Genomic DNA, 12,437 nt, shown 5'->3' with positions numbered 1-12,437 from the left:
TTTGCATTCCAGAGTGAATACGTTGCTCACCAACCCACATTGAGCGTGACCGTATTCAACGTTAGCAGGTTCGGAATCCGGCCCTCTCGATCAGGAGGAGGAGGATGTCTCCCATTACACTCATCGCCAGTCCCTCTTGAGCGCCTCAAGCATGCTTTTCTGACGACATTCCGCAACCACAGGAGTCCACTCAGCCTCGTGCTGTACCTGACTGGCTATCACGCTTTTTTCTTTTCAGCCAATTTCAAGTGGTGGTCGTTGATACGGGCGCCTTCTTTTTCGCCGTATTGCAGGCCCAAGGTAAACCAGGGGGCGCTGGGGACGTCGTTGCCGCGGTCTTTCTTCCACTCTATGTTAAGTTTTGGCTTTTTATTGTGGCGCAGCACCTCAGCGGTCATGAAGGGGCGAATGTTGAGACGCACCCCGTCGTTAAAGTCGGGGTCCCACCCTATAGCTTGTTCGGCAAGAGACTTCCAACGTACGAAAATGTCGTAGGGGGCTTCGCCTTCAAGGATAAGCTCAAGGCGAGATTTAAGATTTTGTGCCGCAGCCAGACGTGCGTCGGCGCCATCAAGTTTCTGTTCAACGCCGTGCTGCTGGGTGCGAATCCAGTCGCCTAGATATGTGAATATCAGACGCTCGAGGTTAGCGCGGTTGAGTTTGTGATAATTGACGAGAGCGCCGAAGCCATCCTTGAGGCCATCCCAGACATGCCAAATAAACGGGCGATGGTGGAACAGCTTACAGTGCTGCTCGAAAAACTTGTCAAACAGCCAGGCATCAAGACTTTTGGCGCCGACCTCGTCGAGCAGCTTGTTACGGCACGGGGCGCTCCAATCGCTACCGAAGGCGGCTTCAAGCAAATATTCCAAGCGAGCGGCTGCAGACTTCTCGCCCCTTACAGGTGGCAGACAGACGATACCGTCATCATCGACCAAAGGCGTAAGGCTAGGGCAGAGGTCGTTCCAAGCAAGAGCTTCGTCGGAAAGTTCCATTCTGTCGTCCAACTCCACCGGCCACCGGTAGCCCAGCAGACGGGCAACGGCGACTTGCAAAGGGTTTGAAGCGGGTTGGGGGTGACCATGGAATATCCACTGAGTAGGATCGTCAGAATAGGGCTTTGGCAGACCATTAGGAAAAAGCTCTGCGGCAACTAGTTGCCAATGGGCTAGATCGAACGGGACTTTTGCAAACGTCGCATTGGTGACATTAACTTTTTGATCAATTCGTCGCACTGCTTGAGAGAACTCCTCGGACGAACAAAATGCATATATTGCAGCTACGTCGCGCTGATCTTTTGGAACGACAGCAGACACATTACTGTCAAATGCACTTCCTGCGTACCGTGACACAGGTAGAGCGCTCATCTGACTGACAGCAACTCCAGTTTTACCCCATACATCAACACCTCGACGCCAAGACCCTCCTAGGCGCCCCTCGAGACTTTTAATGTACTCTAAATAATCACCCTCCCCATTACACCAGCGAACAGCTTGCGTGAGACCACCATCAAGCGAAGAGCCCGTAGAGGTCGTTTGCTGTAACTCCCACTCGCTCCCTCGCTCTGAAAACTCCCAAAAAGTTCTGCCCCAGCGAGGGTAATCGCCAGTATTAATACCTGCCAATGCAAGAGCATATTCTTCTAGTAATTTCTCACCAACCGCTTCGACTAATGAAACTCGCGCATCTGGATTTAGCAGCTGTCTCCGCTGACTGATTGATATAGGACTACTTAGCTGTAGCACCTCGGCCTTTTCCTGCGCCGTACTAGGCCCACTTGCATCCATACCTCTCAACAGAAAAGCCTCGGGAGGTAGTTCATTGTTAAGAGTCAACAACTGAACATTAAAATCCCACATTGGAGTTTGAAAACTTTTCGCACCTAATAATGCGACCAAACTCCAGCTGACAGACTTGAGCAATTTCTCACGCTGCTTTTTATAACTACCTAAAAACAGCCAGTTCTGCGGCATTACGACCTGCACGGTTCCGCTAGTCGCAACCAACTCCAAACAGCGTTCAAGAAATACATTGGCCAGATCGTTCTTGGCAAAGTCGTAGTATCGCTCGCTAAAGTCTTTGAGAGTGTTGGCCTGCTTGCCACGAGCGAGATAAGGTACATTGGTAATCACCAACTGATAACGCTGGTCCAGCATCTCGGCGGCACGAGCCAGGCCCTGCGCGGTAATAGCCGCCTCATGCAGATCCTCTTCCTCCCCCGCAACGGTCAACGCTTTGGTTAGCAACGGCTGAACTTCAGCCCAGTCAGCCGTCAATAGATCGCCCTCAAGGCTGCGGGCCGGATCAATTAATGAGCCGAGAATGGGCGCATCGCTGAAGGTGTCGTAGAGACGAGCCATACCGGCCTTGAGTTCGGGGTTATCACCAGTCAAGGCCAGCCACTGATCGCGCGGAGTACGGATGCGTTGGCCGACACATGCAATGTTCAACTCGGGCAAGCTGCGATAGCCACTGCCCTGCGGGTATCGCCAGGCCTCCAGAGCTACGGCAAATGCGGCCAGTTCGACGCAACGCTGATCCAGTTCCAAGCCGTGAAGGTTCTGACTAAGCACGGCATCGATTGCCTGATCAGCATCGAGGCATTCAGCAGCCATGCGCATGGGTACTAGCATCAGGAAGGTGGCGACCAAAAAGTGACCAGAGCCGCAACAGGGGTCTAGCATCCTAAAGTCAGCCAGGTTTTCTGGCCAGCCATGGAAAGTTCCAGCGGCGGGAAGAATGGCATTGAAATCGCTCGCGGATGAAGCTGCTTCTGCATTCGCGTAGACGGTACGCAGATAGGTGAGTGGCAGCAGGTTGCGATACTGTGGATAGTTGGTGACCCACCAAGCACCAAGGCTGTTGTCCAGCAGGAACTGCACCATATAGGGCTCAGTGAACAGCTGGGTTACAGTTGAGAGCTCGTCCGCACCGATCTTTACTCCGGAGGAATTGACCTCGTCCTTCTTCTTCGTCTGCCAGTATTGGTAGACCCAGCCCAAACTATCGCTGGCCTGGAAGGTTTCGGCGTCAAGGCCAGCGATCAGTTTTTCCAAGTCACGCACATGGTTGAAGGCAAGGGGCACGGACAGTGCCGGCGAGCCTTCGCGGAACACCTGCGGCAACATGCGGGAAGCCAGCTTTCCAGCCAGTTCCCAGCCATTTGCGCAACCTTCGTCGGGCGCTAATTCCTGACATTCGTCGAGGGTTAGAGCAGTGTGCTGGTCATACATCAGTAGGTGACTCTGTTCGAGAAAGCGAGCGAACAGCATGCGATGCCAGTGCTCATAGGCGATTTCCACGCGAAGGCGCTCGATCTGCTGCTGACCGTTACTGTTGCGTTCGTCCCCCAGCTGACGACCATGGGCACGCAAGCGGTTGCGCAGGGCACGCTGTTGATCATCGAGGTAGTCGGCTGCTTTGGCCTCGCCGACACTCAGGCGGGTCAGAGCCTCGAAAGCAGCCTGCTCGGCGACTTCTCGTGCCTTGATCACGGTAATTTCCAGTTTCTTTCGGAGCTTTTTTTCGAGGGCGTGGCGCATATGCAGGTACTTCCTTGCCGCAATAGGTGCGGGGGTATCCGTTGGGTTAGCCGATCTGCAACTAACCCAACCTACGGGGTCTATTTCGGGGTACAAGCCGCTCTGCGGCGCTACCGTCTTGGACACAGCTGATGTTACTTGCCGGGTTACACCATCACTGGGCCTTCAACCAGTTTGGCCAGTAGCTCGGTTTCAACTTCGACCAGCCACTGGCGAATCTGAGCTTCACTGTCGAAGGTCCGCTTGGGCAAGGACACATGCTGCACCTTGGGTTGCAGCAACTTGACGGCCTCCTGGCGGGCACTTTCAAATTTGGCAGCCAGCCCATCCTTACGATCGCTCCACTGTTCCAGGCTGGCGCTTTCAAGATTGTCGACCACTTCCTCACGGCTACCGAGTAGTAGTTCAGAGGGCTCAACCAGATTGCGACGGGTCAACAACTCTTGTTGCTGGCTAGCGGGCAACTGTTGCCAGTGACTGTCAGCAACGAGTTCGGCATGACGCTTTCGGTACTCGCCCAGGTAGGCACGAAAATGGTGGCTAATGGCATCGCGCAACTGGTTAACGGTGTTGCTAATCAAGTTGTCGAGCGGACTGGGGTCAGCTAGTAAACTGCGGTTACTCTTAATTGCTTCGACTTCGGTGTGCAGCTTGTCTTGGAAAGCAAGACCCTTGCTCAGGCGCACCAAGGTTTGTAGCAGATCCCAGTCACTGCGACGGGCACGCAATTGCTCGCCCTGGGCACGCCAGGCATCAAGCAAGGGTTTGATCTGGTCTTTGTGGTCGATCACCAGCTTGAGCTGGGTGTTGCCACTTTCTTTAGCGATGTCATCTATCAGCTTGGCGTCTGGACGGGCCGGAGCCGGGGCTTCTCCGCCAGCGGCGTTATGCAGCTCGCGCGCCAGATTGATAAGTATCGGCAGACGGACCTGTTCTTCACCTGGAGGGCAGTCGATCCCCAGAGAGCTTATCAGGCCGCGAATTTTGATTAGATCCACAGGGCGGATAGTGACCGTTTCCGGGCGAAAGGTACTCTGGGTTAGTTTCTGCCGCTCCAGGGTCTGGGCGGTTTGCGGTTTCCCACTGGCATCAGTGGCGCGCAATACACCCGCGGCAACCAAAGCAAAGAGCGCACCGTCGATGGTGTCCTGCTGCCAACCACACGGGGCAGCGAGGAAGTTGTCTCGGATTTCGTTGCCTTTCTTAGAGCTTCCGATGTAACGCAGGATAGCGGCGCAAACTGGATGCTTTTCGGTGTCACCACTGAAGCCAACAGCTTCCATGGCGTTCTGCCCGCCATCCTTGCGTGCCCGCTCGTAGACCTTGCTCCAGTGTGGACTGTCGGCGAGATCAAACTCGCGATACAGTCGCACGACAGAGGCCTGAGCGGCGTTCTGAATACGCTCTGCAATGGCATTGCCGTCTACTTCCGCACCGCCAGCCTGCAACACCTGCACACCCGAGAGGATTTCCTTTAGTAGTTGCTCGACCTGTTTTTGCGCATCGCGCTGACGAGTCTCCATTGCCCTACGCGCGTCGGTCCCTGCTTCAGTATTGGGGATACCTCGCAGACTGAGGGTCGCATCGGCAGCCTGCTGATGAATGATGGCGTTGTTTAGCTCAGAACGGTTTCGAGCGGGGATGTAAAGGTAAATAGTCGGCAGATCCGGATTGGCCTTACGTGCTTCAGCAAGAAACGAAGCTTCGTTGAGACTCCAGCCATCTTGCACCCAAAGGTAAATCTTCTGGCTAGCATCGTTGGGTACTTCAGCATCAAAACAGGCAATGACCTGGCGGATTTCCTTACTCACGCCCTGAGTAACGCGCACCTTGGCCAACTCGGATTTGATCTGTTTATGCAGCAGGTCGATGCGATAGTTCTCAACGCGCTGCATATTGCCGCGCAGATCTGCTTCCTGCTGACGGAAGGTGTCATACCACTGGGCGCTTTCCTGAGTCTGCAAGCGATACTCAACACCAGCACTGGTATTCATTGCCATTAACTGACCAGCTTTGTCCATGACTTCCAGTTGGCCAGGAATCCGCGCGCGGAGTTCGTCCTTACCTTGGTTGAGATCGTCCACCAGTAGGTCGGCGAGCATGTCGGACGTCGCACGCACCCCGCTGTCTGCCACTGAATCAGTTGGCAACTTGCCAATCAGCAGAATGAGCGAAAGTAATCGGGACTGCAGTTGCTGATCGGCCGAGCCGGCAGAAAGCTCGGCAATTCGCTCGTAGTCTTCCTTGGAGATGACCCCGGTTTGCAGCAAATTGGGTGCAATCTGCTGATAAATGAAGTCACCAGGCACGATATTTCCCAGTGCCTTGTCGGCGGTGGCTTTAGCAGCCTCATGGATGACCTTGAGTTGATTGCGCAACTGAGAAACGGTGCCAGTGGTGTCGACGATCCGCAGCACTTTCTCCCAAAAACGCCGGCGAACTGGCAACAGTGGGTAGTCGGCGAGCATGACTTTTTCGTCATCCTGATGGTACTCGACCTTGGTACCCCGCAGATGCCGGGAGATTTCGCCTAGGTGTTTGGTGAGTAAACTCTGCAGCTCAGCACGAGCGGACTCTTTCTTTTGCAGAATGACCTTGCGGATCACTGACTCTACGTCGGTATCTCTAAGCATAATGGGAATCTGGAAGCGGCCCATTAAACGTTGCAGGTTTGCCATACCGGACAGAGCGTTCTGGCCAGTAGAAACAAATAGCAGTCGGTTGCCGAAAGCAGAATGTTTACAGCAGGTCTCCACTACCTCCTGCACCATATGCGCACGATCGACATCGCTGCCAACGTATTGCTGTACTTCGTCGAGCACAACCAAAGTCAGCGGGAACTCACCGTTCTGCTCCAAAGCATCGGCAACAGCCTGAACCATCTGGTCATTGGTGACGTCTGTGACGGTGGGGAACTGGCCTTTGAGCAACTGGTGTACCCCCTGAGCATCGCTTGCCATGCCGGGATAGGCCTTGAGCAAAGCGTTGGCGATCAAAGGCGAAACGTAGAGTTTGCTCAGCTCACGCTCCCAGGGCTTACCGGCTTCTTCCACTGCCTGTTTGACTATGTCGTAGTAGCCCTGCTCTTGGAGCCAGAGCACGAAGCGTGCTTGGTGATACTGCTCGGGCAAGCCGGCTGATTTAAAGATAATGCCGAGTAAGGCTAATCGAACATTGTTGTTGGCACCTGCACCGAGAGTGCCAGAGGCGGCATGCAATCCGCCGTAGCGACGCGACTGGACACTGAGCTCTTTAAAGTAATCTGAGACATTTTGCGGCAGATTAGCGATATGCCTCGCCGTAACGCCATCGGGGAAGGTCTGATCGATCCAAAGTGTGCGCAACATTTTCGCCATGTGCGACTTACCGGAACCAAAAAACCCGCTGATCCATACGCCCGGCTGTTCGTGGTTACTACCAAGGTTGCGCAGGTAGGTAGATAGGATCTTGTCCATGCCGGCCTGGTATTCACCTTCGCAAACGAAAGTTTTCAACTCGTAGCGCAGGGTGTTGAGCGCCTGCTCGGACAGATCGTCCTTAACCTCAGCTACACCGTTGTTGGCCAGATCGTTTTCCAGCGGGTCGTTCAAGTAAATATCGCGGTTCAACATGGTTAATCCCTTAAAGCAAAACAGCTATTCAGTTGTCGGCGGTCAGCGGTGTGGCGTGGTAGCCCCAGCCGTCGCGGGCATCCAGCAGGCGGTATGTGTTATCGATGTACTCGCCCGGAAAGAGCACCAGCAAGCGTCCTGGAACATGTACGGAGAGCTCTTTGACAAATCCAGCGACCGAGCCAAATCCAAACAAGGTGCCGCAGCCGATAAGGGCTACCAGGGTGTTGGCATCAGCCTGCTCGACGATCTGCTGCTGAAGGTATTCGAGCTGATCATGGATGAAGTCCGGGTAGTTGCCGATCAGGTCATTGGGCTCGGCAAAGTAAGAGTCCCGGTACTCTTCGGCAGCCATCCAATTGGCAAAGGCATTGGTGATATCCAGCGGCAGCCAGAGATGCCGAGCCCCTTCAGTAGCGACCTTGAATTCTTCGATACGCGCGCGCAGTTTTAGCTCGTCTTCTTTGTAGTAGACGGCAAACAACACCCGCTGCTCATGGGATAAACCGGCCTGCCAGGGCAAACCGATATGATGGGCAAAATTCTTGACCAATTTGTTCAGGCGACTACTCATGAAGCCAGGCCCTTTCGGTAGAAGTGAGGAAATCGGGAAAGTCCACTTCGATGACCTCACTAGAATGTTTGAGAGTGATCAGTCCACGCTGGGAGGCAAGGCGCGACAACTCCAGCAGTCGTTCAAAGCGGCAATCGAGCAATTTGCACCACTCAGTACTGAACAACCGTTGTCCACTTAGGCCATTGAGGTAGGCTTGGAACAGAGCGAAGGCGACATTGATTTCTGTGACTATAGGCTCGGCTCGGCTCTTCTTGATCCGCCCTTGCAGAAAACCCGCCTGGGTCCAGCTGCCATTGATATTCTGGGCAAAGGATTTAAGCGACGAAGGGCTGAAGCGATTGGGATCCTGGGCCATCAGTACGGCTTCGGTTTGTTCACGTTGCAAAGGCTCACCCGGTTGCAACTCCAGTATCAGGGGCACGGACAGACGAAACAGGGGGTCACGAGCCGCTGCTAATTGTAGGGCCAGCAAAGGTTGGCCCTCAGGACGGAGCTCCCAGAGACGCCGAAAAATCCGGAACAATGGGATGTCTTCAGACAAGCCATAGAGATCAACTAAGTGACCTGCGGTGAGTTTTCGGGCGCTGCTGGTGGGCTTGTCCAGGCAGTTAAGATCAACGATATGCTCGCGATACTGCTGTCGACTTGTATTGATATCGGTACGAGAAAAAAGCGCTCGCAACTCAGGCAGCATCATGGTGCGCGAGTCGTGCGCCCCGCTTTTGCCGAATTTAAAGCCGAAATTGGTCAGAGACTGCTGGGTAGTCATGGCATCACTTGTTGCTACACGCCACTGATCTTTCTGTTTGTCGAACACAAAGAAAAAGGGGCTAATTGGGGAAAATGCCATTATCACTTACTGTCCTTAGCAGGTCTTGCACACTTTCTTTCTTAGGAGGCGTGATGTCAAATCGACATAAGCCGCATGTAGCAAGGATCATCCCGGATAACGCCTCCACATTTCATCGTATTTCGCGCTGACACCGCCGGAGTTGCGACGTGGCACTTCATCGATATCCTCGGAAATCTGTGTGATCACCGCTCTCAGTTCCACCCCTTCAAACCACCGCGCCGGGATAGCGGCGGAACCGTATTGGATCCCCAAAAAATGCCCTGCAATCATTCCGGTGCTGTCGCTGTCACCGCTATAGTTCACGGCGCTGATGACGCCTTGCTCGAATGAAGTGGCGGTAAGGGCGCACCAGATACCGATGGCGAGTGCTTCTTCAGCGACCCAACCGCCACCGAGCTCATCGATGCGTTGTGGCGTGGGGAGATAGCCCTCGTAGTAGTAGAACAACACGCGTTCAAGGATGGTGCGGGTTTCTTCCAGGCCTGTTTTGTCGCCGTGGGTGGCAAGGCTTTCTGTGAGGGCGCGTTCGAGTCTGTCCTGCCGGTCAGCCATGCGCCGTAGGATGTCGGCGAACAGGCCTGCCGCAAGGTAGCCCGTTGGGTGACCGTGGGTTAGGCGACCGGATTCTGCGGCGTAATCGAACGCGTTGCCGAAGAAGGCGCAGGGTGCGACGTGCATGACCGCGCCACAGCCCTTACTGTTGTTTTCAGCGAGAACACCTAGGCACTTGCTCGCTTTTAATGCGCTGAGACAGGTGTTGCCCGGTGCTCTTCTCGACCACAACAAGCGCTCTTTGATGAGCCAACCATCCCGGCTGACTGACGTTGCCGGCCGGTAGCCTTGGGGGAGCAACCAGCGCAGCAGCGAGTGATGGATGATGCTGAGCACATGACAGATGCCACGGGAGCTGCCGCGAACGTAAGCGCGCAGAAGGCCTTCGGCAGTGAAGAGCATCATTTGCGTGTCGTCGGTGATGGCACCGGTGATGCCGCAGACAGGAACAAAATCGACGATCCCGGACGGACCGAATTTCGCTTCGATGGCCGACCATTCGAGAAACTCGACGGGTGCGCCCAGAGCATCACCGACAGCGCCGCCCAGCAAACAGCCTTTGATTCGTTCGAGCCTATTCATGCCTGCTTCCTTATGGTGTCGGAATCAATGCTTGCAGCAGCACCATCTTTCTTTTCAGCTGCTCGACATGTGCTTTTTCTGCTCTGAGAGCAGAGCGCAGTTCCTTGTTTTCCATTTCCCAGGTTCGGGCCCAGCGAGTTGCAGTCCGACAGACAAGCATCATCTGCCAGATGCCACGCAGCCGCAGGTACTGGAACAACAAGATCAACAGGATCAGCCCGAGCAACGCCAGCGCACCTGCCGAAACCATGTCCAACGTGTTCATATCCATTTCCTTAGTGAGTTCGAACGACTTCGAAGACAGAGAAAATATATGTAGTGATGAGCGACAGGTCTAGAATGTAGACTTATACAGGTAAACAAAACGAGCAGATGGAGTGGTCATGAAACGCACACAAGACATCAAACAAGTCCGCTGGGATCTGGCACTTCGCTATCGTTTAATCGAAACCGTTGCATGGTGGGAGGGCCGCCTGACCACAGGGCACTTGATCCAGAGCTTCGGGATCAGTCGTCAGCAGGCGTCGAAGGACATCAACACCTACATAACGGACCATGCGCCTAAAAATCTTACATATGACAAGCATCTCAAGGGCTATGTACCAAGCAAGCAGTTCAAGCCGCGGTTCATTGACGACAGCGCCAACGCCTATCTGCACCTGCTGAACCAGACCCATTCTCGCGCACCGCATGTGGAAGGCCTGGCACTGGCCTACGCACACACCATGGTCCTGGAAGTGCCGGACCGGACGATTCGGCCCGAAGTGTTGCGCCCGCTGCTCAAGGCTTGCCGCGATAGCGAGGTAATTGAAATCGAGTACGTTTCGCTCGCCAACCCGAACCCGGAAATTCGCCTGATCGCGCCGCACACGCTGATTTACACCGGCATGCGCTGGCATGTGCGGGCGTACTGCGAGAAGAATCGTGAGTACCGGGATTTTGTATTAAGTCGTTTGCGCGGCCAACCGGAGTTCGAGCGCAAGACCGAGAACCTCATCGGAGACGATGAAGACTGGAACACCGAAGTGGCCGTGATCATCGAGCCCGACTCACGCCTCAAGCCGGAACAGAAGGCGATCATCGAAGCCGACTTCGGGATGATGGATGGTGTGCTGGTCATTCCAACACGCAGGGCGTTGGTCAAGTACGTGTTACAACGCTTTCAGATCGATCCGAAGAAACTCGACCCCAAACCCGCTGCACAGCAGATCGTGGTGAAGAACCTGGATGAGTTGAAGCCTTGGTTGTATGAGTGATCTAACAGCTACTGACTCAATGCGTGACACAGCGCGTCACGCATTGAGTCAGTTCTGGAAACGGGTTGCGAGAGGGCGACACTGAGCCCCCTTTGCCCCTTGCGTAAGATTTCACACTCCGCCTCCATTGACTTGTACTGCCGATACACCTCATACCCTTTCTTTGCGATAACAACGATTCCGACAGCAGCCAGAATATCTTTCAGCACGTGACACCCTCCATTGTTCGATGGCTGGAGCATGCTCATGGGGGAACGACAGATTGCGTCGCACTGAACTACAACTGCAGATGACTCACTTACAGGTAACCTCATTTGCAGTACAAACCGGTGGAGTCCTCAGCCGATGGCATTCCAAACAGTATTCCACTACAAAAGTCAGTAATATATTTTTATTTTAAATCAATAACATACAGAACCTGTTCAAATTACCCCGGCACGCCGCAGTACTTACAAGAAGCTGGGTAAGCGTAGCGCTCTATACAAAGCCAAGCGCAAGATCGAGAAGGCCAAGGCCCAGGCACGCGCCAAAGTCGAGCACCCGTTTCGGGTGGTCAAGCGCCAGTTCGGTTTTGTGAAAACGCGCTTCCGTGGTCTGGCCAAAAACACCGCGCAACTGGTGACGCTATTCGCGCTGTCGAATCTGTGGATGGCACGCCGACATTTACTGACCAGTACAGGAGAGGTGTGCCTGTAATGTGGGAAATAGCCGTTTCGAGGTGCTCGCGGCGGCTAAAAGCTCAGAAATAAGCGGATGATTTATCGTTTTGGTCGATTCGCCGTTTTCAAAATCAGCGGAGGCTGAAGTCAGCCAGAAAAGCGTGACTACTTCAGACCATCCCTAAGGCCGTCAAAAGCAAGATTTGCCTCCAGCATGCCTAGGCAGAGTATGAGTATCACCAGTTTATCAATGGTAAAGGCCCCTACACGGCGTACCAGCAACGATGTCCTTGATACTTCCATATGCAACTCCAAATGTATATTTCTTGCAACGTTTTCATTCACAGAAATAGTGAAGTCATTGACCTCTCAAAACCTGGAACCTTCTGAGTGAATTTTGCATTATCAAATTGTGACTCTGTGTGCGGATATTACGATTGGTGAGCTAGGCGCTCCGGTAATGTTGATCACCGCCACTGGTGATTCGACTGCCGATGCTCTTCACTTCGGTGACTTCGTCGCGTTGGGTCATGCTACCTCCGCCGAAGCTGCCCTTTTTCTTCAGGACCCGCCCCACTGATTTAGAAAATATAGCAACTTTTTGTATTGTCGGTCTCATATCGCCACGAAACGATGACCCCTTTCGGTGACACGAGAACGGAGTATCGACAATCCCTGATCCAAGTAATGTAATAACGCCTTCCACCGGCCTCCTCGAGAACACGATCAAATGTTCTATTGTTATTTACAGGAGACCAAAATGAGTCCTTACATGCACCTGGAGTCCGAGAGCATACTTCATACA

7 protein-coding genes and 1 pseudogene are annotated in these 12,437 nt (G+C 53.8%); 2 read left to right on the top strand and 6 right to left on the bottom strand.

Features of this window, described 5'->3' with window-relative positions; translation table 11 throughout:
• Positions 1–218 precede the first annotated feature (218 nt).
• From AD668_RS02730 to AD668_RS02705, 6 genes are all read right to left on the bottom strand, one after another.
• Positions 219–3,542: an Eco57I restriction-modification methylase domain-containing protein gene (locus tag AD668_RS02730; RefSeq protein ID WP_053154302.1), complete on the bottom strand. Its 3,324-nt coding sequence runs from the start codon at positions 3,540–3,542 to the stop codon at positions 219–221.
• Between the two features lie 146 nt (positions 3,543–3,688).
• Positions 3,689–7,153, bottom strand: coding sequence for a BREX system P-loop protein BrxC (gene brxC / locus AD668_RS02725; protein ID WP_053154299.1), 3,465 nt, complete (start codon positions 7,151–7,153; stop codon positions 3,689–3,691).
• Between the two features lie 28 nt (positions 7,154–7,181).
• On the bottom strand, positions 7,182–7,727 hold the full coding sequence (locus AD668_RS02720) for a hypothetical protein (RefSeq protein ID WP_053154296.1): 546 nt from the start codon (positions 7,725–7,727) through the stop codon (positions 7,182–7,184).
• On the bottom strand, positions 7,720–8,580 hold the full coding sequence (locus AD668_RS02715; protein ID WP_218187248.1) for a hypothetical protein: 861 nt from the start codon (positions 8,578–8,580) through the stop codon (positions 7,720–7,722). Before AD668_RS02715 ends, AD668_RS02720 begins: the two co-directional genes overlap by 8 nt.
• Positions 8,581–8,667: 87 nt before the next feature.
• Complete coding sequence (locus tag AD668_RS02710) at positions 8,668–9,717, bottom strand: ADP-ribosylglycohydrolase family protein (RefSeq protein ID WP_053154293.1); 1,050 nt, start codon at positions 9,715–9,717, stop codon at positions 8,668–8,670.
• Positions 9,718–9,727: 10 nt separating this feature from the next.
• Entirely contained in the window at positions 9,728–9,982 is a 255-nt protein-coding gene (locus AD668_RS02705; protein WP_053154292.1) for a hypothetical protein, read from the bottom strand.
• Positions 9,983–10,100: 118 nt separating this feature from the next.
• On the opposite strand from AD668_RS02705, the gene AD668_RS02700 reads away from it, so the two are divergent.
• On the top strand, positions 10,101–10,973 hold the full coding sequence (locus AD668_RS02700) for a WYL domain-containing protein (RefSeq protein ID WP_032902490.1): 873 nt from the start codon (positions 10,101–10,103) through the stop codon (positions 10,971–10,973).
• Positions 10,974–11,408: 435 nt separating this feature from the next.
• Positions 11,409–11,669, top strand: a pseudogene (locus AD668_RS28500) (transposase); the annotation flags it as partial.
• Positions 11,670–12,437: the final 768 nt, after the last annotated feature.

It is taken from the genome of Pseudomonas sp. P1.8, assembly GCF_001269805.1.
In the GTDB taxonomy this organism is placed as follows: domain Bacteria; phylum Pseudomonadota; class Gammaproteobacteria; order Pseudomonadales; family Pseudomonadaceae; genus Aquipseudomonas.
Note: the sequence above shows the minus strand (reverse complement) of the source record. Positions and strands in the feature narration are given on the sequence as shown.